At 60.5% G+C, this 24,209-nt stretch carries 19 protein-coding genes; 8 read left to right on the forward strand and 11 right to left on the reverse strand.

The window, feature by feature from the left end:
* The first annotated feature begins 300 nt into the window (after nt 1-300).
* The 3 genes from ABDX87_RS20870 (at nt 301) to ABDX87_RS20880 (ending at nt 3,394) form a co-directional block, all read left to right on the forward strand.
* Nucleotides 301-1,158, forward strand: a complete 858-nt coding sequence (locus tag ABDX87_RS20870) for a glycine betaine ABC transporter substrate-binding protein (protein ID WP_346829580.1) — start codon at nt 301-303, stop codon at nt 1,156-1,158.
* Between the two features lie 269 nt (nt 1,159-1,427).
* Nucleotides 1,428-1,739, forward strand: coding sequence for a DUF485 domain-containing protein (locus ABDX87_RS20875; RefSeq protein ID WP_062390323.1), 312 nt, complete (start codon nt 1,428-1,430; stop codon nt 1,737-1,739).
* A complete protein-coding gene (locus tag ABDX87_RS20880; protein WP_346829581.1) occupies nt 1,736-3,394 on the forward strand; it encodes a cation acetate symporter in 1,659 nt (552 codons plus the stop codon). Before ABDX87_RS20875 ends, ABDX87_RS20880 begins: the two co-directional genes overlap by 4 nt.
* Before the next feature lie 302 nt (nt 3,395-3,696).
* Here the strand turns inward: ABDX87_RS20880 and ABDX87_RS20885 are convergent, their stop codons facing one another.
* Nucleotides 3,697-3,855, reverse strand: a complete 159-nt coding sequence (locus ABDX87_RS20885) for a DUF3309 family protein (protein WP_020290439.1) — start codon at nt 3,853-3,855, stop codon at nt 3,697-3,699.
* A gap of 305 nt (nt 3,856-4,160) precedes the next feature.
* Between ABDX87_RS20885 and ABDX87_RS20890 the strand changes: the two genes are divergently transcribed.
* From ABDX87_RS20890 to csrA, 4 genes are all read left to right on the forward strand, one after another.
* Nucleotides 4,161-4,538, forward strand: a complete 378-nt coding sequence (locus ABDX87_RS20890) for a DUF2784 domain-containing protein (protein WP_346833578.1) — start codon at nt 4,161-4,163, stop codon at nt 4,536-4,538.
* A 104-nt stretch (nt 4,539-4,642) separates the two neighbouring features.
* On the forward strand, nt 4,643-5,458 hold the full coding sequence (locus ABDX87_RS20895; protein WP_346829582.1) for an SDR family oxidoreductase: 816 nt from the start codon (nt 4,643-4,645) through the stop codon (nt 5,456-5,458).
* 62 nt (nt 5,459-5,520) lie between these two features.
* Complete coding sequence (locus ABDX87_RS20900; RefSeq protein WP_346829583.1) at nt 5,521-5,853, forward strand: YnfA family protein; 333 nt, start codon at nt 5,521-5,523, stop codon at nt 5,851-5,853.
* A gap of 196 nt (nt 5,854-6,049) precedes the next feature.
* Nucleotides 6,050-6,247 carry a carbon storage regulator CsrA gene (csrA, locus tag ABDX87_RS20905; RefSeq protein ID WP_346829584.1) on the forward strand — a complete coding sequence of 66 codons (198 nt, stop codon included), beginning with the start codon at nt 6,050-6,052 and terminating at the stop codon, nt 6,245-6,247.
* Between the two features lie 45 nt (nt 6,248-6,292).
* Here csrA and ABDX87_RS20910 read toward each other — a convergent pair whose 3' ends face one another.
* The 8 genes from ABDX87_RS20910 to mnmC all read right to left on the reverse strand — a co-directional run bounded on the left by ABDX87_RS20910 (nt 6,293) and on the right by mnmC (nt 18,688).
* Nucleotides 6,293-6,523 (reverse strand): YheU family protein, encoded by a 231-nt coding sequence (locus ABDX87_RS20910; RefSeq protein ID WP_062390314.1) that lies wholly within the window; start codon nt 6,521-6,523, stop codon nt 6,293-6,295.
* Nucleotides 6,524-6,788: 265 nt separating this feature from the next.
* Entirely contained in the window at nt 6,789-7,976 is a 1,188-nt protein-coding gene (locus ABDX87_RS20915) for an osmoprotectant NAGGN system M42 family peptidase (RefSeq protein WP_346829585.1), read from the reverse strand.
* Between the two features lie 144 nt (nt 7,977-8,120).
* Complete coding sequence (ngg, locus tag ABDX87_RS20920; protein WP_346829586.1) at nt 8,121-9,869, reverse strand: N-acetylglutaminylglutamine synthetase; 1,749 nt, start codon at nt 9,867-9,869, stop codon at nt 8,121-8,123.
* 3 nt (nt 9,870-9,872) lie between these two features.
* The gene (locus tag ABDX87_RS20925; protein ID WP_346829587.1) at nt 9,873-11,645 is read right to left on the reverse strand and encodes an N-acetylglutaminylglutamine amidotransferase; all 1,773 of its coding nucleotides are present in this window, start codon (nt 11,643-11,645) and stop codon (nt 9,873-9,875) included.
* Between the two features lie 537 nt (nt 11,646-12,182).
* Complete coding sequence (locus ABDX87_RS20930; RefSeq protein WP_346829588.1) at nt 12,183-13,271, reverse strand: lipocalin-like domain-containing protein; 1,089 nt, start codon at nt 13,269-13,271, stop codon at nt 12,183-12,185.
* Nucleotides 13,261-15,741: an ABC transporter permease gene (locus tag ABDX87_RS20935; protein WP_346829589.1), complete on the reverse strand. Its 2,481-nt coding sequence runs from the start codon at nt 15,739-15,741 to the stop codon at nt 13,261-13,263. Before ABDX87_RS20935 ends, ABDX87_RS20930 begins: the two co-directional genes overlap by 11 nt.
* A complete protein-coding gene (locus ABDX87_RS20940) occupies nt 15,741-16,409 on the reverse strand; it encodes an ABC transporter ATP-binding protein (RefSeq protein WP_346829590.1) in 669 nt (222 codons plus the stop codon). Before ABDX87_RS20940 ends, ABDX87_RS20935 begins: the two co-directional genes overlap by 1 nt.
* Before the next feature lie 302 nt (nt 16,410-16,711).
* Nucleotides 16,712-18,688, reverse strand: a complete 1,977-nt coding sequence (mnmC, locus tag ABDX87_RS20945; RefSeq protein ID WP_346833579.1) for a bifunctional tRNA (5-methylaminomethyl-2-thiouridine)(34)-methyltransferase MnmD/FAD-dependent 5-carboxymethylaminomethyl-2-thiouridine(34) oxidoreductase MnmC — start codon at nt 18,686-18,688, stop codon at nt 16,712-16,714.
* Nucleotides 18,689-18,854: 166 nt separating this feature from the next.
* Between mnmC and pap the strand changes: the two genes are divergently transcribed.
* The gene (gene pap / locus ABDX87_RS20950) at nt 18,855-20,357 is read left to right on the forward strand and encodes a polyphosphate:AMP phosphotransferase (RefSeq protein WP_346829591.1); all 1,503 of its coding nucleotides are present in this window, start codon (nt 18,855-18,857) and stop codon (nt 20,355-20,357) included.
* 330 nt (nt 20,358-20,687) lie between these two features.
* On the opposite strand, the gene ABDX87_RS20955 is transcribed toward pap, so the two are convergent.
* Together ABDX87_RS20955 and ABDX87_RS20960 are read right to left on the reverse strand one after the other, a co-directional pair.
* Nucleotides 20,688-22,031: an HlyD family type I secretion periplasmic adaptor subunit gene (locus ABDX87_RS20955; RefSeq protein ID WP_346829592.1), complete on the reverse strand. Its 1,344-nt coding sequence runs from the start codon at nt 22,029-22,031 to the stop codon at nt 20,688-20,690.
* A 12-nt stretch (nt 22,032-22,043) separates the two neighbouring features.
* Nucleotides 22,044-24,206, reverse strand: a complete 2,163-nt coding sequence (locus tag ABDX87_RS20960) for a type I secretion system permease/ATPase (RefSeq protein ID WP_346833580.1) — start codon at nt 24,204-24,206, stop codon at nt 22,044-22,046.
* Nucleotides 24,207-24,209 lie beyond the last annotated feature (3 nt).

Raw genomic sequence — 24,209 nt, forward strand, 5'->3', positions numbered from 1 at the left:
CGACACAGGCTATTAAAAGACCCATGCAATTTTCGGACGGACTGCCACCCGTTTTACGACCTGTTTGTCGTTGATGGCCCGGTGATGTCGTTTCCCAGTGCCTGAGTGTCGCCCAGAGGAAAGGGACGAGGTCGGTGCAGGTCGATGATCGAACCGTCAACGCAGCGAGTGCGGCTGCGCAGGCAAGTGGTTGAGGCGTGAAAGGTGCGCGACGCGCCAAACGTGGGCGCAGGTCGCGGCCTTATAAGAACGTTAACGATTCCCGACGCCGTCGGGTTCAGGACTACCGGGGAAGTAACGATGAAGATTCGAAATATCCTGGGTGCAGGCGCCGCTCTGGCCCTTGCCATCAGTTCCACGCTGGCCGTTGCCGCCGACAAACCGGAGCTCAGCATCGGTTACGTGGATGGCTGGTCGGACAGCGTCGCCACCACCAACGTGGCCGCCGAAGTGATACAGCAAAAACTGGGCTACCCCGTGAAACTGCAAGCCGTCGCGGCCGGGATCATGTGGCAGGGCGTTGCGACCGGCAAGCTGGACATGATCCTGTCCGCCTGGCTGCCCGTGACCCACGGTGAATACTGGGCCAAGAACAAGGACAAGGTCACCGACTACGGTCCTAACTTCAAGGACGCCAAAATCGGCCTGATCGTGCCGGAGTACGTGAAAGCCAACTCGGTGGCGGACCTGAAAACCGACGAGTCCTTCAAGAAGAAAATTGTCGGCATCGACGCTGGTTCAGGTGTGATGATCAAGACCGACCAGGCGATCAAGGACTACGGTCTTGATGGCTACAAGCTTCAAGCGAGTTCCGGCGCCGGCATGATTGCCGAGCTGACCCGCGCTGAAAACAAGAAGGAATCCATCGCCGTGACCGGTTGGGTGCCGCACTGGATGTTTGCCAAGTGGAAACTGAAGTTCCTGGAAGATCCAAAAGGCGTTTACGGTGCAGCAGAAACCGTGGACAACATTGGTAGCCTGGACCTCGCCAAGAAAGCCCCGGACGTGGCTGACTTCCTGAAAAAATTCCAATGGAAAGACAAAGACGAGATCGGTGAAGTCATGCTCGCGATCCAGGACGGCGCCAAACCTGAAGCCGCTGCCAAGGACTGGGTCGCCAAGCACCCTGATCGCGTCAAAGAGTGGACCGGTAAGTAAGCTGTCATAAAGATTTAATCTTCAGGAAACCGCTTGGTGAGTGATCGCCAGGCGGTTTTTTATTTTTACCGACCCTCCTTCCCTGTGAGATCAGGGTGCCTGATACGGCACTTACGCCAAACATGCCTCTTCTTTTTCTGCTTCTTCAGAAAGTGCAGGTCCGCGCACATCAACTAATGTCGTTCTAATACTAAGGTCGTCTGGAGTGCGCCTCAGAGCGGACTAAAGTGGAATACGTGACATCCATCTGTGCTGCGAGGACAAAAACAATGAACGACAGCATTTACCTCTCGATTCAGAACAGCGCCCGTTTCAAGGAGCTGGTCTCGAAAAGGGAACGATTCGCCTGGATTCTCTCGGCGATCATGCTTGGGCTCTATGCCGCATTCATCCTTTTGATTGCGTACGGGCCTCAGATTCTGGGCGCCAAACTCAGCGCCACATCATCTATCACTTGGGGAATGCCAATCGGCGTCGGCCTGATTGTCTCTGCATTCGTGCTGACAGCCATCTATGTTCGCCGTGCCAACGGTGAATTCGATGACCTGAACAACGCGATCCTGAAGGAGGCACAGCAATGATCCGCCCTCTGGTTGCGACCCTTGGCCTGTCTGCATTCGCACCGACCCTATGGGCGGCCGATGCATTGACGGGTGCCGTACAGAAACAGCCGCTGAATATTTCGGCGATCATCATGTTCGTGGTCTTCGTGGCGTTCACGTTGTGCATCACGTACTGGGCTTCGAAGAAGAACAAGACAGCAGCGGATTACTACTCGGCGGGTGGCAAGATCACAGGCTTCCAGAACGGCTTGGCGATTGCGGGCGACTACATGTCGGCGGCGTCCTTCCTGGGTATTTCCGCGCTGGTTTACACCTCCGGCTACGATGGCCTGATCTACTCGATCGGCTTCCTGGTGGGCTGGCCGATCATTCTGTTCCTGATCGCCGAACGCCTGCGTAACCTGGGCAAATACACCTTCGCTGACGTGGCGTCCTACCGCCTGAAGCAGAAGGAAATCCGTACCCTGTCTGCCTGCGGTTCGCTGGTGGTGGTGGCGTTCTACCTGATTGCGCAGATGGTCGGCGCAGGCAAGCTGATCCAACTGCTGTTCGGTCTGGATTACGCGGTCGCCGTCGTGCTCGTCGGTATCCTGATGTGCCTGTATGTGCTGTTCGGCGGCATGCTGGCCACAACCTGGGTACAGATCATCAAGGCCGTGATGCTGTTGTCCGGTGCGTCGTTCATGGCGCTGATGGTCATGAAGCACGTCAACTTCGACTTCAACATGCTGTTCTCCGAAGCCGTGAAAGTTCACCCTAAAGGTGAGGCGATCATGAGCCCGGGCGGTCTGGTCAAAGACCCGATTTCGGCATTCTCGTTGGGTCTGGCGCTGATGTTCGGTACCGCTGGCCTGCCGCACATCCTCATGCGCTTCTTCACCGTGAGCGATGCGAAGGAAGCCCGTAAATCGGTTCTGTATGCGACTGGTTTCATCGGCTACTTCTACATCCTGACCTTCATCATCGGCTTCGGCGCGATCCTGCTGGTCAGCACAAACCCTGCGTTCAAAGATGCAGCGGGCGCACTGTTGGGCGGTAACAACATGGCCGCTGTCCACCTGGCCGATGCAGTGGGTGGCAGTCTGTTCCTCGGCTTCATCTCTGCGGTGGCGTTCGCAACGATTCTGGCGGTGGTTGCCGGTTTGACCTTGGCCGGTGCTTCGGCGGTGTCGCATGACCTGTATGCCAGCGTGATCAAAGGCGGCAAGGCCAACGAGAAGGACGAAATCCGCGTGTCGAAGATCACCACCATCGCCCTGGCGGTTGTGGCGATCGGTCTGGGGATTGCGTTCGAAAGCCAGAACATCGCGTTCATGGTGGGCCTGGCGTTCTCCATCGCGGCGAGCTGTAACTTCCCAGTGCTGTTGCTTTCGATGTACTGGAAGAACCTGACCACCCGTGGCGCGATGATCGGCGGCTGGATGGGGCTGATCAGCGCGGTGGTGCTGATGATTCTTGGCCCGACCATCTGGGTGCAGATCCTGCATCACGAGAAGGCGATCTTCCCGTATGAGTACCCGGCGCTGTTCTCGATCGCCATTGCGTTTGTCGGCATCTGGTTCTTCTCGGTGACGGACAAGTCGAAGGCGGCGGAAGGTGAGCGTGCGTTGTTCTTCCCGCAGTTTGTGCGTTCGCAGACTGGGCTTGGGGCGAGCGGTGCGGTGTCGCATTGATTTGAGGTAGTGGTGTAGTGCTTAAACGCCCCGACTGGTTCGGGGCGTTTTTGTTTTTGGGGTTTGGGTTGAGGGTTTGTTCGTGCCCGCGCTCCTGGATGTGATGATCGTTCCCACGCTCCGCGTGGTAACGCAGCGACTGACGCTCTGCGTCAGCGTGGACGCGGAGCGTCCCGGCAGGCATTCCCACGCAGAGCGTGGGGACGATCAAATACCCAAACCAAAAGCCACCCAAACCACCAAAACCCGACCCATAAAAAACCCCGCGACAAGCGCGGGGTTTTCCAGATGCTGCCAGGGGGTTATATCCTGCCGAGCAACACCAAAATCAATAGAATCACCAGAATCGTACCGATGATGCCCGATGGCCCATAACCCCAACTTCTGGAGTGCGGGAACACTGGCAAACCGCCGACCAACAGGAGAATCAGGATGATGATAAGAATTGTGCCGATGCCCATGACGAGTTCCTTCTTGTGTACCTGGAAAGTGGCTATGCCGTTCAAGCTGCTGGCCAACTTGGCAAAAAGTTGTACCGCTTGATTAATCCGACTATGGGCATAATCAAAAGGTTCGAATCCAGAGAAATAAAAAATAACATTTTTTAAAAGTGCATATAAAACAATGGCTTATATAAAAATCTGGCGCGGGAATGTATCTTGGTTTAGTCGCGATTCATGTGCAGTTAACACGTAATGAGTGTGGAACTTACACGCACGCCATCGGTCGCGAAAGTTGCCTTGGCAGGACAAATAGGAAGCAAGCTATGTTTTATTCGCTCATGGCGGACGTGGTGGTTGTCTTCCATCTTTTATTTATCGTCTTCGTCATGTCGGGCGCACTTCTGGCATTGCGTTGGCGTGGATGGATCCTGATTCATTTACCGGCGGTGGCTTGGGGAATGGCCGTGGAGTTTTTGCACCTGTACTGCCCATTGACGCCGCTTGAAAACAGCCTGAGGCTCAAAGCGGGCATCGCGGGTTATCAAGGGGATTTCATCGGTCACTATCTGATACCGCTGATTTATCCGGCCGGCCTCACACCGCAGATCCAGATCGCGCTCGGGACGTTGGTGGCCGTGGTCAATCTGACGGTGTATCTGATCGTCATCCAGCGTTGGCGCCGCCGACGCCGCGTGGCCTGAGGCGCCGGTTTGCCTCGCATATTCAGCGAGCTAATGAAGGCGTTGTCGGACAATTTGTCTGTTTACACTCAGCTCACTTCTTCGCAATCGACAAGGCAACTGCTATGCAAAATCGCATCATGATCACTGGCGCCGGTTCCGGTCTGGGGCGTGAAATCGCACTGCGCTGGGCGCGTGAAGGCTGGCGCCTGGCGCTGTCGGACGTGAGCGATGCCGGCCTTCAGGAAACCCTGAAACGGGTGCGTGAAGCGGGTGCAGACGGTTTCGTTCAACGTTGTGATGTGCGGGACTACAGCCAGTTGACGGCCTTCGCTCAAGCCTGCGAGCAGAAGTTCGGCGGCATCGACATCATCGTTAACAACGCAGGCGTCGCGTCCGGCGGTTTCTTTGGCGAGTTGTCGCTGGAAGACTGGGATTGGCAGATCGCGATCAACCTCATGGGTGTGGTCAAGGGCTGCAAAGCGTTTCTGCCGTTGCTGGAGCAGAGCAAGGGCAAGATCATCAACATCGCTTCGATGGCGGCGTTGATGCAAGGCCCGGCGATGAGCAATTACAACGTCGCCAAGGCCGGTGTGGTGGCGTTGTCGGAAAGCTTGCTGATTGAATTGCGTCAGCAAGAGATCGGGGTCCACGTGGTGTGCCCGTCATTCTTCCAGACCAACCTGTTGGACTCGTTCCGGGGCCCGACGCCAGCGATGAAAGCCCAGGTCGGCAAGCTGCTGGAGAGCTCGCCCATTACGGCGAGCGACATCGCCGAGTACATTTTCGATCAGGTCGGCAAAGGCGAGTTCATGATCCTGCCCCACGAGCAAGGGCGCATGGCCTGGCAACTCAAGCAGAAAAACCCACAGGTGCTGTACGACGAAATGGCCAACATGGCGGACAAGATGCGCGCCAAGGCGAAGTCCGGGAAGGAGTGAGCCGAGGCTTTTTCTGATAGGGTGCGCCGTATCTTTCCGGCCACCTTTGAAGAGTTTTCGCCGTGCTCAATTACTTTTGGTTCTTCCTGGCTGCGGTGTTCGAGATCGCCGGTTGTTATGGTTTCTGGATGTGGTTACGCCAGGGCAAGAGCGCGCTCTGGGTGATTCCAGCGGTGGTCAGTCTGACGCTGTTCGCGCTGTTGTTGACGCGTGTCGAGGCGGCGTATGCGGGACGTGCGTATGCCGCGTATGGCGGGATCTACATCATCACTTCCGTTGCCTGGTTGAGCATTATCGAGCGCGTGCGGCCGTTGACGTCTGACTGGATCGGCGTGGCGTTCTGCGTCATCGGTGCGACCATTATCTTGCTGGGACCGCGCTGGGCGGCGACCTGACAGGTCCATGAAAAAGACGACGTTGTACCGGGATTTTTTCCGATCGGCGTTGCGGGTTAGGAAGAGGCGTAGGACGTGTCTGTCAGCAATCGCCGTTCAAGCTTGAAGGGCAAGACTGATTTTCTCCAGGTGCATTGTAGCGCTCTGGCCCGCGCGGCAACCTTCTCTCTCGGTTACAACCAAGGGAGTAGGAAAAATGCTGGTATTGACGCGAGAAATCGGAGAAACCTTCTCCATCGGCGATGACATTACCGTGCAGATTCTGGGCATCACCGGCAATCAGGTACGGCTGGGCATCGACGCCCCGCAACACGTGAAGATCCACCGTGCGGAAGTCTACAAGCGCATCGCTGCGCGTCTGCAGCAGATGGCGGCGCACTCATCGGGCACCTAGACCCGACGTCGCACCGATCAATCCTTTGCCTTGCGGCAACCTTTGTCATTCGTCGAAGTATTCTTTGGGCACGTCATGCTTGAGCATCAGCTGACATTGCTGACTGTCCAGATCAAAGAAAATCACCGCCTGACCTTTACTCAGCGCATGCCGGACCCGCAGCACGCGGGTTTCCAACGGGGTTTCGTCGCCATTGTCGGTCCCATCCCGCGTCACGAAATCCTCGATCAAACGCGTCAGGGTGTCGGCTTCGAGTTGGTCGTAGGGGATCAGCATGGGGTTCTCGGTCAGGGCGAAAGGGCAGGTGGCGGGATGCTAGCGCGGTCCAGGTTGGGAGGCTACAGCGGTGGTTAATTTTTCCTACGCTGCTGCTGATGTCGGCACTTTAACTGTGGGAGCGAATTCATTCGCGAGACGGTGGTAGAGGCTCAACATCCCTATTGCCTGCAACTTTGCATCGCGAATGAATTCGCTCCCACAGGATTTCTTTGATCATTCCCACCCAGGGTGCAGGAATGATCAGTGAGGGGCGGATAAATGCTTAACGCTGCCCCACCAACGTATCCACAGACGGCACCCGGGTGTCGGTTTCCATCTGCGCGTCATGCTCCAGCTGGTGGCTGAAATTCTCCAGCGACGCGTTCGAGGGATGCGCATCGCTGGCGAACACCGGCGGGCTCATGATGTACGCCGAGAGCAGGCGGCTGAGCGTACTCAGGCTGTCGATGTGCGTGCGCTCGTAGCCGTGGGTCGCATCACAGCCGAAGGCCAGCAACGCGGTGCGCGTGTCATAGCCTGCAGTGATCGCCGAGTGCGCATCGCTGTAGTAGTAACGGAACAGGTCACGACGCACCGAGAGTTCCTTTTCCTGGCCCAGACGCAACAAATGCCGGGACAGGTGATAGTCGTAAGGACCGCCGGAGTCCTGCATCGCCACGCTCACCGCGTGTTCGCTGGAGTGTTGGCCCGGAGCGACCGGGGCGATGTCGATGCCGACGAACTCACTGACGTCCCACGGCAGGCTGCCCGCTGCGCCGCTGCCGGTTTCCTCGGTGATGGTGAACAGCGGGTGGCAGTCGATCAAAGGCTCGGCGCCGCTGTCGACAATGGCCTTGAGCGCGGCGAGCAGGGCCGCAACGCCCGCCTTGTCGTCCAGATGCCGCGCGCTGATATGGCCACTTTCAGTGAACTCGGGAAGCGGATCGAAAGCGACGAAATCGCCGATGTTGATGCCCAGCGACTCACAGTCGGCGCGGGTGGCGCAGTAGGCGTCCAGGCGCAGTTCGATGTGATCCCAACTGATGGGCATCGTATCGACGGCGGTGTTGAACGCATGCCCTGATGCCATCAACGGCAGCACGCTGCCGCGAATCACGCCCGTATCGGTGAACACACTGACGCGGCTGCCTTCGGCAAAACGGCTGGACCAGCAACCGACCGCCGACAGGCCCAACCTGCCGTTGTCCTTCACTTCACGCACGCTGGCGCCGATGGTGTCCAGGTGAGCGGAAACCGCCCGGTCGGGGCTGTTCTGCTTGCCTTTCAAGGTGGCGCGAATGGTCCCGCGCCGGGTTAATTCAAAAGGAATGCCCAGCTCTTCCAGACGTTCGGCGACATAGCGCACGATGGTATCGGTAAAGCCCGTGGGACTTGGAATCGCGAGCATTTCCAGCAGGACTTTCTGCAGGTAATTCAGATCCGGTTCGAGGATTTTTTGTGCAGTGGTCATGGAGAGGCTCCTGAATGTATGAGCGGATCCCTTGTAGGAGCGCGCTTGCCCGCGATATCGGTGTGTCAGCGACGAAGATGCTGACTGGCGCTACGCAATCGCGGGCAAGCGCGCTCCTACAAAAGCAGGGAAGCGCGCCGATTTTCAGCCGTGCACAGGCAGGCTGTGGGGGAACAAAAGGTCGACGAAGCGCTCGGCGGTTGGCTGTGGCTCGTGGTTGGCGAGGCCACAGCGTTCGTTGGCTTCGATGAACACGTATTCCGGCTGGTCGGCGGCCGGAACCATCAGGTCCAGACCCACCACCGGAATATCCAGGGCGCGGGCGGCGCGGATGGCCGCGTCTTTCAGTACCGGATGAAGAATCGCCGTCACGTCTTCCAGGCATCCGCCGGTGTGCAGATTGGCGGTGCGGCGTACCGCCAGACGCTGATCGGCAGGCAGCACGCTGTCGAAGGTAAAGCCTGCATCCTCAACGGTACGACGGGTTTCTTCGTCCACCGGAATCTTGCTTTCGCCGCCCGTAGCCGCCGCGCGCCGACGGCTTTGCGCTTCGATCAACTGAGCGATGGTGTGACGACCGTCGCCCATGACTTCAGCCGGCCGCCGGATCGCTGCCGCCACGACATCGAAACCGATGACGACGATGCGAAGGTCCAGCCCTTCATGAAAGCTTTCCAGCAGCACGCGGCTGTCGAACTGACGGGCGCGCTCGACGGCGGCCTGGACGTCATCGATGGTCCGCAGATCGACGGCAACGCCCTGGCCTTGCTCGCCATCGACCGGCTTGACCACCACCCGTTGATGTTCGTCGAGAAACGCCAGGTTGTCATCGGCATTGCCTGCCAGTTGTTGCACAGGCAATTCCAGACCCGCCGCTTTCAAGACCTCGTTCGTCAGGCGTTTGTCCTGGCACAGGGTCATGCTGACCGCGGTGGTCAGGTCGCTCAACGACTCACGGCAGCGAATGCGGCGTCCGCCATGAATCAGTGTAAACAGACCTGCCTCTGCGTCATCCACTTGCACGTCAATGCCGCGACGGTGCGCCTCTTCGACGATGATCCGCGCGTACGGATTGAAATCCGCCTGCGGACCGGGGCCGAGAAACAGCTTCTCGTTGATGCCGTTCTTGCGCTTGATCGCGAAGGTCGGCAGGTTGCGAAAACCGAGCTTGCCGTACAGGTTTTTTGCCTGCTGGTTGTCATGCAGCACCGACAGGTCCAGATAGGCGAGGCCGCGACTCTGGAAATGCTCGATCAAATGCCGAACCAGCACTTCGCCAACACCCGGCCGTGTGCATTGCGGATCAACCGCCAGGCACCACAGGCTGCTGCCATTCTCCGGATCATTGAAGGCTTTCTGATGGTTCAGGCCCATGACGCTGCCGATCACCGCATTCGTGGTCTCGTCTTCGGCGATCCAGTACACCGGACCGCCCTGATGACGCGGGGTCAACAGGGTCGGGTCGATGGGCAACATGCCTCGGGCAATGTACAGGTTATTGATCGCCGTCCAGTCATCCTGACTCTGTGCACGGCGGATGCGAAACCCGCGAAACACGCGCTGCGATGGGCGGTAATCACTGAACCACAACCGCAAGGTGTCCGACGGGTCGAGAAACAACTGCTGTGGTGACTGCGCCAACACTTGTTGCGGCGCCGCCACATACAGCGCGATGTCGCGCTCGCCAGGCTTCTCGTTCAGCAACTCATGGGCCAGCGCCGCAGGATCGGGGTACGTGTGACCGATCAGCAGTCGCCCCCAGCCGCAATGCAGGGCCAAGGGTTCTGTGTCCGGCGTGCTGCCGTCTTCGGCAAAGCGCGCCTGCAGGCGTTCATACGACGGCGCCTGACCGCGCAACAGGCGCTGGTTGTAGATCGAAGCGTTGGCTTTCATCGGTCAGAGTCCTTGTTCGCTGAGCCACAGGTTCAGGGCCGCGAGCTGCCACAGCTTCGAGCCGCGCAGCGGAGTCAATTGACCATCGGGATCGGTCAACAGCTTGTCGAGCATGGTCGGGTTGAACAGGCCGCGGTCCTGGCTCGAGTCGAGCAACAGGTCGCGCACCCAGTTCAGCGTGTCGCCCTCAAGGTGCTTGAGACCCGGCACCGGGAAATAACCTTTCTTGCGGTCGATGACCTCGGACGGGATCACCAGACGCGCCGCTTCTTTAAGGACTTGCTTGCCGCCGTCCGGCAGCTTGAAGCGGGCCGGCACGCGGGCTGACAGCTCGACCAGGCGGTAGTCGAGGAACGGCGTACGCGCTTCCAGGCCCCAAGCCATGGTCATGTTGTCGACACGCTTGACTGGGTCGTCCACCAGCATCACGGTGCTGTCCAGACGCAGCGCTTTGTCCACCGCCGCGTCCGCGCCCGGCATGGCGAAGTGTTCGCGCACGAAATCGCCAGCCGCGTCGTTAGCGGTCAGCCATTGCGGCGCAACGGTATCGGCGTATTCCTTGTAGCTGCGATCAAAGAAGGCATCGCGGTACGCGGCATACGGATCGCTCGCGCCATCGACCTGCGGGTACCAGTGGTAACCGGCGAACAGTTCGTCGGCGCCCTGGCCGCTCTGCACCACTTTGCAGTGCTTGGCCACTTCCCGGGACAGCAGGTAAAAAGCGATGCAGTCGTGGCTGACCATCGGCTCGCTCATGGCGCGGAACGCCGCCGGCAGCTGCTCGATGATCTCGCTTTCCTTGATCCGCAACTGATGGTGATTCGTGCCGTAGTGCTTGGCGATCAGATCCGAATACTGGAACTCGTCGCCGCGCTCGCCGCCCGCATCCTGAAAACCGATCGAAAAGGTCGAGAGGTCCTTCACGCCGACTTCACGCAACAGGCCGACCAGCATGCTGGAGTCGACACCGCCGGACAGCAGCACACCGACGTCCACCGCTGCACGTTGACGAATGGCCACGGCCTCGCGGGTGCTGTCGAGTAGGCGGTCTCGCCAGTCTTCCAGGGTCAGGTTCGCTTCATCGGCATGAGGGCCGTAGGGCAGGGTCCACCAGGTTTTCTGCTCGACCTTGCCATCGGCGCCCACGCGCATCCAGGTGGCCGGCGGAATTTTCTCGACGCCGGCCAGCAGGGTGCGCGGTGCAGGCACCACGGCATGGAAGTTCAAGTAATGATTCAGTGCCACCGGATCAAGCATCGGGCTGATGTCACCGCCTTTGAGGAGGGCGGGCAGTGCCGAGGCGAAACGAAGGCGCTTGTCGGTCCGCGACAGGTACAGCGGTTTCACGCCCAGACGGTCGCGCGCAATGAACAGGCTGTTGTTGTCGCGCTCCCAGATGGCGAAGGCAAACATGCCGTTGAGCTTGGGCAGCATGTCGGCGCCCCAGGCGTGATAACCCTTGAGCAGCACTTCGGTGTCGCCACCGGAGTGGAACTGATAGCCGAGGGCTTCAAGCTCGGCACGCAATTCCGGGAAGTTGTAAATCGCACCGTTGAAGGCCAGCGACAGGCCCAGATGGCTGTCGATCATCGGCTGCGCCGAACCGTCGGACAGGTCCATGATTTTCAGGCGACGATGACCAAGGGCAATCGGCCCCTGGCTATGAAAACCCCAGGCATCCGGGCCGCGAGGGGCCAGATGATGGGTGATGCGTTCTACCGCGGCGAGGTCCGCAGGTTGGTTGTCAAAACGTAATTCACCAGCTAATCCGCACATAAAATCCTTACCGGTTTTCCGTTGGGGAACGTAGACGGGACGTCCGGCTACCCAAAGACTGACCGGCAGGGATTGTGAGAGTTTTAGAACGATGAGTTATAAGCGGGGCATGAGTCTGACGTCGCACTTACCGGCCGATGCTCGTCTGTGGTGCTGTAACACGGGAGTTGATGGTTGCCTCAAGTACCCATAACGCTGCCGTCCCTGTAGGAGACGTCCGAGGTTACGAGGGCAGCGAATGCGCCGGTCCAGTCGCCAACAATGCCACCTGACCCACGCCTTCGTCAGTAACACCGCGGTCCCTGTAGGAGACGTCCGAGGTTACGAGGGCAGCGAATGCGCCGGTCCAGTCGCCAACAATGCCACCTGACCCACGCCTTCGTCAGTAACACCGCGGTCCCTGTAGGAGACGTCCGAGGTTACGAGGGCAGCGAATGCGCCGGTCCAGTCACCAACGATACCGCCTGACCCACCGCCTCGTCCGAACGCAACCCGCACCAGGCCTGTTCCTACTTATTGCGCGTCAATCGCAGCCTCTCAATACCCCGTCATCTCCAGATACCCCACGCCTTTTTGACTGCCACTGATCTGAACCGGCCCTTCCCAGTAAGGAATCTGCAGGTTCATCCAGGCGCGCGGATTGAGCGCTTCCACGGTCAGATCCACAGCCTTGCTGGGGATTTTTACCGACCAGCGGGTCGGCATGTCCCTACCTTCGACGTCGGTGGTGTCTTGCGGCTCCAGCTCGATGTCTTTCGCCTCAAGCCGTTGAGTGCTGCCGTCGGCGTTGATCCAGGTTCCGGTGAGGTACGGCTCCCCATCCTTCTGCCGCATGCGATAAAGCATCACGTCGGCACCGTCGCTCAGGTGCAGCGAGAACCAGTCCCAGCCGGTCTGGTTTTCCGTCAGCGGCTGGCTGCTCCATTCGCGGTCCAGCCAGGCGGGGCCGGTCACCTGATAGGTCCTGCCGTCGATCTCAAGGCTGCCTTCGGCCTGAAAGAACGGCTGACTGTAGTAATACGACGCCTGACCTTGCTCAGATTTCTGGCTGAATCCCTGATTGCCTTGCAGCACCAGCGGTTTGCTCGACGTCAGGTGCAGGCGATAGCTGAACTGCGCCCCGCGAGCCTCCAGTTGCATGTCGGCCAGCGGGTCTTCGACGCTGGCGTGGCTGGTCAACGCCCAGTCATCGATCCACGCCGACATGGGCGCCAGCGTGACGCCCGCCTGACCCACGCCCCCTCGGGCATACCGCTCGGCCGCGTAGTGCTCGTCCTCCGAGGTGACGGCCGCATGGCCCATCCACAGGTTGCGATTGCTCCAGCTGTGATTGTCCTGCGGCGCGGCGGTCGAGCGGGGCAGGGCATTGCGGAACAAGGTCCATTGCACGCCAAACGACTGGCCATCGGCGTCCTTGAGGTTGGCGGTGATGTACCACCATTCGATGCGGAAGTCGTTGTGCGCGCCATGATCCAGCGGAAACAGGAACGTCTTGCCCGGCGTAACCTGCGCGTAATGGGCTGCATCGTCCGCCAGCCCCGCGAAGCCTTTTTCTTCCTCGGGTTTGTCGTCGCAGCCAGCCAGTAACAGCGCGACCATCAGCAGGGCCATCGCCTTAACGTTCATTGGCGAAGGTCCTCAACAGATCGGCAGGCCGGGTGCGGTACAGGCGATACAAAGGCCAGGCCGACGCCAGCAGAGTCGCGAGCATCGCCAGCATCATCAAACGCAGCAATTGCATCGGGAACACCTGCAACGGCAGGCGCCAGCCGAAGGCTTGCACGTTGATGACCGCATCCAGACACCAGGCCAGCAACAGCCCCAGCGGGATCGCCAGCACTAGCGTCAGCACCGCCAGCAGCCAGGTCTGCGCAAGGTTCAGCAACATCAACTGCCGGCGCGTGACACCCAGTGCCCACAACGGCGCCAGTTGCCCCAAGCGGCTCTGGCTCTGGGTGAGCAGGCTGATGAACAGCGCCACACCGGCGACCATCAACGTCAGGCTGTTCAAGGCGGCGGTCGCGGCGAAGGTGCGTTCGAACACTTGCCGGGACCACGCCTTGAGCTGAATCTGATCGACGATGCGGTTGTCGTCGATGGTGAACTTGTTGTGCAGCACACGCAGCAACTGCGGGATGGCCTGAGGATCGATGCGCAGGTTGAAGCGGTTGGGCGTCAGCTGTGGCCAGTGTTCGAGGAGGTGATCGGCGTTCACCAGGATGTGGCCTTTCGGGTTGCCGTAGTCTGCGTAGATCCCGACCACCCGCAGCGGCCAGTCGCCGTCAGGTGCGGGCAGAGTGACCTGATCGCCGACACCGACCTTGAGACGTCGCGCCAGTTGTTCGCTGAGCATCAGCGTGTCGTCAGACGCCAGTTGCGCCCAGGCATCGCCGCTGGCCGTTTGCAGCAAGGGCCAGTGTTGACGGTAATGTTCATGGTCGATCACGCCGTACAACTCGGCCGGCCAGCCTTTGAGTTGCAACGACACCTGATAATTGGGCAGCACGGCGGAGGTCAGCGGTTGCTCGCTCAGCCATTTTTGCAGGGGCGCTGCCTGGGCCGAGTTTTGTGGGTTGATGTACAGCTCGGCGCTCAGGCGTTGTTCCAGCCAGTGGGTGAAGGTCTGACGAAAGCCCGACGTCATGCTGCCCGCGCCGATGTTGGCCGCCATCGCCAGCAGCAGGGCCATCAAGGCCAGGCTCAAAGCCGGCAACTGTTGGCGGCAGTCGGCGAGAAACCATTGCCCCAGTACCGAACGGCTCCTGCCCAAGAGCAGGTTGAGCAGGGCGTTGAGCAGCACCGGCAGACCCAGCGCCGCGCTGAGCAGCAGGCTCGCCATCAGCACGAAGCCCACCGCAAGGCTGTTTCCGAACAGCACGGCGAGGACCGCGATCCCGGCCGAAACCCCGGCGACCCAGCCTTGACGTTTCAACCAGCGGGCGTGGGTTTCATGCCAGGCTTGTGCGTTGGCCAGAGCCAGCAAAGGAAGGCGCGCCGCGCGCAACACGCTGCTGGCCCCGGCGAGAAAGGCGCCGAAAAGGCTCACGCCCAATCCACTCAGCCACCACCCGATGCTCAGGTTCAGGTGCCCGGCGACTTCAGCCCCATACAGGCCCCGCAGGCTGGCGGCGACATCAGGTAACAGCGCACTGGCGAGCCAGTAACCGCTAATGACCCCGGCGATGCCACCCAGCAATGCCAGCACGCCCAGTTCGATGATCAGGCTGAAGATCAGCCCCCGCGCACTGACACCGCACGCGCGCAGGTTTCTCAATAGACCGCGACGCTGTTCCAGCGCCAGACCAATCGCCGCGTGGACAATGAACAGCCCGACCACGAACGACAGGAAACCCAACGCATCGAGGTTCAGGTGAAAGCTTTCGGTGAGCCGCCCGAGATCGTTGTCCTCGCCGCTCTTGCGCATCACCAGTTCGCCCTTGATGTCGTCGGGCAGGTCCGGGGCGTTCTCGGCAAAGTCTTTGGGCAAAATCAGACGCGAGATCTGTCCGGGCTGATTGAGTAATTGCTGGGCGAAGCCGATGTCCATCAGCAAAAGGCCGGGCGCCATGTCAGCTTGGGCATGCAGCGGCGGTAGCGTCTGGCCCGTATCGGTCTGAGGCTGTTCGCCTTCATGCAGGCCCAGTGCCTGAAGGGTTTGCGGGGAGATCCAGGTGCTGCCCGGCGGGGTGAAAAACGACACGATCTGCGCGGTGTCCAGTGACTGCCCCGCCAGGGCGGTGTTGACCGGCAACGACACCGGCTCGATGCCGAGCAAGGTCAGGTGCTGGTCGGGCAGGTCCTTGAGCGTGAGACGACCTCGCAGCGCAGGCGAGACCGGCCAGCCGGCACGACGCAGGCTGACGAACAACTCTTGCGGGAAGTTCGCGCCGTTGGGCGTGACCAGGATTTTCTGCGGCTCGCCGCCGATCAACTGACTGGCTTTGGCGTAGCTCTCGCGCGCCTGGCTGTTCAACGCCTGCACCCCGGTCAACAGGCTGGTCGCCAGCCACAGGCCGGTCAGCACGCTGAAGAATTGAACGGGATGACGCCGCCAATGGCTCAGCAGCGCTTTCAGCGTCCAGTAGAAGACGGGCATCAGCGTTCGCCTTCAGTGGCCAGACGTCCCAGGTGCAGCACTTCCTGACGGTCCAGCCGTGCCGCGACTCTGGGGCTGTGGGTGACCATCAGCAGGCTGGTGGGGCTGTCGGCGAGCAGGTCGAGCAGCAACTGCAAGACTTCATCGCTGGTGTTTTCGTCGAGGTTGCCGGTGGGTTCATCCGCCAGCAACAGGCCGGGGCGTGAGGCAAGGGCGCGGCCAATGGCGACACGCTGCTGCTGGCCGCCGGAGAGTTGCTCGGGGTAACGCTTGAGCAGCGGACCCAAGCCCAGACGCTCGGTCAGTTCGGCTTGCCACTCGGGCTGGTAACGGCCCGCAAGGCGAGCCTGAAAGGCCAGGTTGTCTTCGACCTTGAGGCTGCCGATCAGGTTGAACTGCTGGAACACCAGGCCGATTTCGGTACGCCGCCAGTTGGCCAGTTGGGCTTCGCCCATCTGATCAAGGCGCTGGCCGGCGATCTCGATGCTGCCTTGATCAACCTGATCGAGGCCCGCCACCAGATGCAGCAAGGTGCTCTTGCCACTGCCCGATTCGCCCATCAACGCCAGGCTTTGTCCCTGGCCCAATTGCAAATCCACCCCGCGTAATACTGCCAACGGGCCTTGGGCCGTCGCATAACTCTTGAACACGCCTTGGACTTGCAGCATCGACCTGCACCTGGAAGAGGAGTGGGATGGAGAATACCGGGTTGGCCGGGGGAGGTGTAAACAGCACGATCGTGCAGATTTGTAGCGGGGTGGATACGTTGAGGCAAAGGTCGCTTGAATGCGGTCTCACTGTGGGAGCGAATTCATTCGCGATTGACCAGCAAGACCCACACAGCTCTATCGTCAGGAATATTTTTCGCGAATGAATTCGCTCCCACAGGGTAAGTCCAGTGTGTCAGCGAACACTGAGTCACCGCTTTGCCAAGAGGGCGGATGTTCCCAAATGCCTCCGGTTCGGGGTGCTATTTCCCTCTGATCAACCCGCGCAACACAAACCGATTCGGATGGCAGGCCTCGGCGACCGCGCGGGGTAGGGGCAGGGGTTCGTTGTCGAGCCAGGCGGCGATCAGTTCACCGGACAGTGACGCGGTGATCAGGCCGCGTGAGCCGTGGCCGCTGTTGACGTACAAACCTTCTACCCAAGGGCAGGCGGTGTCGGGCGTTTGCCGTGCATCCTTGCGCAGCACCGCGTACGCTTCAAGGAAGGCGTCTTTGTCCGCCAGCGGTCCGACGATAGGCAGGTAATCAGGACTGGTGCAACGAAAGGCGGCGCGGCCCTCCAGTTGCTCGACAGGCAACCGATCGGCAGCAAGGCGCTCAGTCAGGTCGCCAGAGATTTCCCGCAGCAGTTCAAGATTGCCCAGATGCTCAGCAGCAGTCGGTGTCAGGTCGTCACTGTGGAAGTCGAAGCTCGCCCCCAGCGTGTGTTCGCCCAGACGCGCGGGTGCCATGTAGCCCTCGGCACAGACGACCGTGCTCAAAGAAGCGCTGGCGCGGGTTTCAGGCAGTCGGGTGATTTGTCCACGAATGCGTTTGAGCGGCAGGTCGGCGCTGGCCTGGAAGCGCTTGACCTCCGCCGCGCCTGCAAGCACCACGACCGGTGCCGAGTCCAGCAGCCGATCACCGTCCCATGCCTGCCAGTGATCACCTTCACGTCTTAATTCAACGACGTCGTGGTGTGGCATCAGACGGATATTTGCCGCGCTCGTCTGACGATGACACAGCGCAGGCGGGTGTACCCAGCCGCCTTCGGGGTAAAACAGGCCGCCGCAGTTCAATGCGATACCTGCCTTCGCTTCGGCGGCGGGCGTGTCCAGAACATGCAGCAACTCGGCTGAAAACGCTTCGGCCAGTTGCGCCTGACGTTGATGTTCCTTTTCGTCGAACGCCAGTTGCAGCACGCCGCAATCGTCCCAGTCCACGCCGCGTTCCAGTCGTTCCAACAGGCGACGGGTATGACCAAAACCACTGAGGATCAGTTGCGAAAGCGCTGTGCCGTGGGCGGACAGCTTCAGGTAGAGCACGCCTTGCGGATTGCCGGATGCCTCTTGCGCAAGGTCCGCATGCCGCTCCAGCAAACTGACCTGCCAACCGCGGGCGGCCAGACTGGACGCGGTTGCGCAGCCGGCGAGCCCGGCACCAATGACCAGCGCCTTGCGTTCTTTGCCGGGCGATCGCGGTCGCGCAAACCAGGGTTTAGGCTGCGCGGGTGCAGGCACGTCTTCCGGCCAGCCAAGAAAACGGCCCTTGAGCACTTCCCATTTGTGGCCGATGCCGGGTACGCGCTTCATCTTGAAACCTGCCGCATTCAATGCACGGCGGACCCAACCGGTGCTGGTGAACGTGCCGATGGTCGAGCCGGGCGCGGCCAGTCGGGCCAGTTCGGCGAACAGTTCGGGCGTCCACATCTCCGGGTTTTTCGAGGGCGCGAAACCGTCGAGAAACCAGGCATCGATCTCCCCATCCAGTTGCGGCAGCATGTCCAGCGCATCGCCAATCAGCAGGGTCAGCGTAACGCGTCCGCTATCAAACACCAGGCGTTGAAACCCCTCGTGGATGGCGACGTACTGCTCCAGCAGTTGATCGGCGAAGGCCTTCAGTTCCGGCCACAGTGCCAGCGCTCGCACAAGGTCTGCGCGGCTCAACGGGAATTTTTCAACGCTGACGAAGTGCAGGCGCGCGCCGGGCGTGGCGCAGGCGTCGAACAGCTGCCACGCACAGAGAAAATTGAGGCCGGTGCCAAAGCCTGTTTCACCAATTACCAGTCGCCCATCCGCCGGCAGTGCAGCGAAGCGTTCGTGCAGCTCGTTCTGGGTCAGAAACACATGACGTGTCTCGGCGAGGCCCGATTCATTGGAGAAATAGACATCGGCAAACGCCCGAGAGATCGGGTTGCCGTTTTCGTCCCAGTCGAGCTGGGCGTGCTGGAGAGTCGTCATCATTGAGCTGTGAAAGGCGCTTTGGCAGGTGCAAGGCCGGCATCTTAACGCACTGCGGGCGCGGTATCGCAGCCGGCGGATTGACCCATAACCCGGATTTGCGGTCACAACCGTCACTGACCCATTCGATCCGCTAGTCTTGAGCGATCAGGAACAGGAGCCGTACATGTTTGAATCCGCTGAAATCGGCCACACCATCGACGACGAAACCTACGACGCCGAAGTGCCGGCCTTGCGAGAAGCATTGCTTGAAGCCCAGTACGAACTGCATGAACAGGCCCAGCGCCAGATCATCATCTTGATCAACGGCATCGAAGGCGCGGGCAAGGGCGAAACCGTCAAGCTGCTCAATGACTGGATGGACCCGCGTTACATCGAAGTGCGCACCTTCGATCAACAGACCGATGAAGAGCTCGCTCGTCCGCCTGCCTGGCGCTACTGGCGTCAACTGCCGCCCAAGGGGCGGATCGGCGTGTTTTTCGGCAACTGGTACAGCCAGATGATCCAGGGCCGTGTGCACAAGCAATACAAGGACCCGGTGCTGGATCAAGCCATCAACGGCGCCGAACGCCTGGAAAAGATGCTCGTCGATGAGGGCGCGGTGATTTTCAAGTTCTGGTTTCACCTGTCAAAACAGCAGATGAAATTGCGCCTCAAGACCCTCAAGGACGACCCGCTGCACAGTTGGCGAATCAGCCCGCTGGACTGGCAGCAGTCCAGGACTTACGACAAGTTCGTGCGCTTCGGCGAGCGCGTGCTGCGTCGCACCAGCCGCGACTATGCGCCGTGGCATGTGATCGAAGGCGTCGACCCCAACTACCGCAGCCTCACCGTTGGCCGTCTGTTGCTCGAAGGTTTGCAGAATGCGCTGAAGACGCCGGAAGGCAGCACCAATCTCGTCAACCTCGGGCCGCTGCCCAGCAACACCGACGAGTTGAGTCTGCTGGACAATCTCGACATGACCCTGTCGCTGGAGAAGGACGACTACGACGAGCAGTTGATCACCGAACAAGCGCGTCTGTCCGGCTTGATGCGTGACAAACGCATGCGTCGTCATGCGTTGGTGGCGGTGTTCGAAGGCAACGATGCGGCTGGCAAGGGCGGCGCGATCAAGCGCGTCGCCGGTGCGCTGGATCCGCGGCAGTACCACATCGTCCCCATCGCTGCGCCGACACAGGACGAGCTGGCGCAACCTTATTTATGGCGCTTTTGGCGGCAGATTCCAGCACGGGGCAAGTTCACCATTTTCGACCGCTCCTGGTACGGCCGGGTGTTGGTCGAGCGCGTGGAAGGCTTCTGCTCCGAAGCCGACTGGCTGAGGGCGTACAGCGAGATCAACGACTTCGAAGAACAACTCACCGACGCCGGTATCGTGGTCGTGAAGTTCTGGCTGGCGATTGACGACAAGACGCAGCTGGAGCGCTTTCAGGCGCGGGAAAAGATCCCGTTCAAGCGCCACAAGATCACAGAGGACGACTGGCGAAATCGCAAGAAATGGCCGCAATACCGCGAGGCCGTCAGCGACATGGTCGACCGCACCAGCACCGAGATCGCCCCGTGGACATTGGTGGAGGCCAACGACAAGCGCTGGGCCCGGGTGAAGGTGCTGCGCACGATCAACGAAGCGCTTGAGGCAGCGTTCGCGAAGGACGACAAGAAGAAAAAATGACTGACGTAGCGCAATTCCTGTAGGAGCAATAGGAGGTTACGACGGTCGCGAATGCGGTGGTGCATCCGATGAATATCTTTCGGATGCACCGGCCAATCGCGAATGAATTCGCTCCCACAGACCTAAGGTATGGCCTGACAGCCAGTAATGACCCCAGGCCTATGGTATGGCCTGACAGCCAGTAATGACCCCAGACCTGTAGGAGCGCGCTTGCCCGCGATGCGTTGTATCTGACGATGGAAATGCATCGACTGTACCGACGTCATCGCGGGCAAGCGCGCTCCTTACGGCCTGCGACCAGAATCAAAGGCCCAGCGTCGGGAGCGCTGACTACCGCTCCCGCAGCGCCTCGGTCCGGGCCTTCAGCACGGGTTTCAACAGGTAGTCCATCACGCTTTTCTCGCCGGTAATGATGTCCACGGTGGCGACCATGCCGGGGATGATCAGCAACGGTTTGGCGTCGCTGCCCAGATGGTTTTTGTCGGTGCGCACCTGAATCAGGTAAAAGGTGTTGCCCTTGTCATCGGTGGTGGTGTCGGCGCCGATCAGCTCCAGTTTGGCGGGCAAGCCGCCATAGATCGTGTAGTCATAGGCGCTGAATTTCACCATCGCTTTCTGGCCCGGATGCAGGAACGCGACGTCCTGCGGACGAACCTTGGCTTCGATCAGCAGGTTGTCTTCCAGCGGAACGATTTCGATCATGTCGCTGCCCGGCTGAACCACGCCACCGATGGTGTTGACCTTCAGCGTCTTGACGATGCCTTTGACGGGCGAGGTCACCGTGGTGCGGGTGACGCGGTCGTCGATGGCAATGCTGGTGGCGCTGGCCTTGGCGAGGTCGGCGCGCTTGTCGTTCAGGTCCTTGGCGGCGTCCGAGCGGAAGCTGTCTTGCGACTCCTGGATCTTGCTCTTGATCTCGTTGATGGCGGCCTCTGCACGAGGAATCGCCAGCGAGGTGGCGTCCATCTGGCCACGTGCTTCAGATGCCTTGCCTTTGAGCCGGATGATCTCGACCGGCGACACCGCGCCACTGTTCACCAGCGGCGCCGACATGCTCAGCTCCTGCTGAATGAAGCCGAGCTGGTTGCGGAACTGATCCTGTTTCGAACGAAACTCGGCGACTTCCTGAGTCTTTTGCCGCAGCTGTTCTTGCAGCGTGCGTTGCTCACTGGCCAGACGGCGCTGCCGTGAGTCGTACAGCGATTGCTCGTCGGCCGCGACCTGTGGCGCCTTGGCCAGCACCACGGCGGACGGCTTGAACGGACGGCCTTCAGACTCTGCCGACAAGCGATCGACCTGAGCCATCAGCGTGTATTTATCGACCTCGCTCTCACCTTTGTTCGACAGAAACCGCGTGTCGTCCAGTCGCAGCAGCGTGTCACCTTTGTTCACGATCTGGCCTTCACGAACGAAGATTTCGGTGACGATGCCGCCTTCCAGGTTCTGTATCACCTGGACTTTGCTCGACGGGATCGCCTTGCCTTCGCCCATGGTGACTTCCTGCAACACCGCGAATTTGGCCCAGACCAGCGCGGTGATGATCAACGCGGCGGCGATCCATACGGTGATGCGAGACCCTCGAGACGCGTCCTGCGCCGCGACGCCGGCAACTTCCGGCATGAACTCGGTATCGACCTGACGACCAGGGTGAAAATAACCTTGAGCGGATGACATAGGGAACGCTCCTTAAACCGTGGCCGGGCCGACACGGCCCTTGCGCAGTGCTTCGACGACGAGTTCTTTGGGACCGTCAGCGACTACCTTGCCGTTGTCCAGCACCACCAGCCGGTCGACCAGACTCAGCATCGACATGCGGTGCGTCACCAGCAGCAGTGTCTTGCCTTGCATCAGGGTGAACAGCTTCTGACGCAGCACGTCTTCGCTGCCGTTGTCCATGTGGCTGGTGGGCTCGTCGAGCAACATGATCGGCGGGTCGAGCAAGAGTGCGCGGGCCAGCAGCACGGCCTGGCGCTGACCGCCGGACAGCAATTGCCCGCGTTCACCCACCGGCCGGTCGAAGCCAAGCGGATGGTTGCGCGCCAGCTCGGTCACGCCGGTCAGTTCAGCCACTTCCAGCATCCGGGCGTCGGTGACATAACGGGCGCCCAGGGTGAGGTTATCCCGCAAGCTGCCCGCCAGCAGCGGCAGGTCATGGGCGACATAACCCACTTGCTGACGCAGGTCGGCGACGTCCACCTGGCGCAGGTCCAGACCGTCGAGCAACAGCTGCCCTTCATCCGGCGTATAAAAACCCATGATCAACCGTGCCAAGGTGCTTTTACCCGAGCCGCTGCGGCCAATGATGCCGATCCGCTCGCCCGGTTTGACGGTGATGCTGACCTCGTTCAAAGCCGCTGACGTACCCGGGCCGCCATAGGCGAAACTGGCTTTGACGACCTCTATCGCCCCTTTGAGCTGGGTGTGCTGCAAGGGGTGTTTGGTCGGGTCGCGCTCTTGCGGCAGAGCCATCAAGGCGTCGGTGCTTTTCATGGTGATCTGCGCTTGTTGATAGCGCGTGATCAGCCCGGCGATCTGCCCCAACGGCGCCAGCACACGACTGCCGAGCATATAAGTGGCCACCAGCGCGCCGACGCTGAGGTTGCCCGCGATGATGCTGTAGACGCCCGCAACGATGGTCGCCATGCCCGAGAACTGCTGAATGAACAGCGTGCCGTTGCTGGCCAGCGCCGAGAGGTCCCGAGCGTGGCTGTCGAGGCGGGTGAGGGCGCCGTGGGTGTGTTCCCACTTGTGCTGACGTTCGCTTTCGGCGCCGCAGGCTTTGAGGGTTTCCAGGCCACCCAGGGTTTCCACCAACAGCGCCTGACGTTCTGCACCCAGCGCGAGGCTACGTTCGACGGTGTCGCGCAGGCGCATCTGGATGATCCAGGCAAACAGGATGGTGATCGGAAACGCCACCAGCGGAATCACCACCAGCCAGCCGCCGAGCAGCCCGATCACCGCCAGCATCAAGACGGCGAAAGGCAGATCGATGATGCTGGTCAGGGTCACGGCGGTGAGGAATTCGCGCAGGCCCTGGAAGTCATGAATGCTCTGGGCGAAACCGCCGATGGTGGCGGGACGTGCCTTCATCGACATGCCCGTGATGCGCTCGAACAAGGTGGCGGACAGAATCACGTCGGTCTTCTTGCCGGCTTGATCCAGCAGGCGCGCACGCACCAGCCGCAGGGTCAGTTCGAAGCCGGTGCCGATCAGCAGACCAATCGCCAGTACCCACAGCGTTGAAGTGGCCTGGTTGGGTACCACCCGGTCGTAAGTCTGCATGACGAACAACGGCACCATCAGGCCCAGCAGGTTGATCATCAGGCTGGCGAGAATCGCGTCGCTGTACAGCCAGCGCGACAGCTTGAGCGTGTCGCGGAACCACGCGTTGACCCTGGGCACCAGCGGCGAGCGAAGGTTTTCCAGCTCATGCCGGGGACGGGCGAACAGCGCTTGACCGGTGTACAGCGTGGCCAGTTCTTCACGGGTCACGTGCTGTTCGCCGCCATCTGCTTCGCTCGGCAGAATCAGCGCCCGACCGTCTTCTTCCCATCGTCGAAGGACCGCGCAGCGATTGCCCTTGAGCAGCAGCAATACGGGCAGGTTCAGACCGTCGATGGCATCCAGGTTGCGGCGCAAAATGCGCGCCTGCAACCCGGCGCGAGCGGCGGCGCGAGGCAGAAGGTCGACGCTTAAGGATTGTTGCGCCAGCGGCAGGCCGGCGCTGAGGCTGGTCCGGCTGGCGCTGCAATCGTGGAGCCGGCAAAGGATGAGCAAGCCATCCAGCAGCGGGTCGTCGAAGTTCGAACGTGGGTCAAATGCAGGTGCTGATTCAAATACAGGCGGCATGCT

It is taken from the genome of Pseudomonas abietaniphila (genome assembly GCF_039697315.1).
In the GTDB taxonomy this organism is placed as follows: Bacteria; Pseudomonadota; Gammaproteobacteria; order Pseudomonadales; family Pseudomonadaceae; genus Aquipseudomonas; species Aquipseudomonas abietaniphila_B.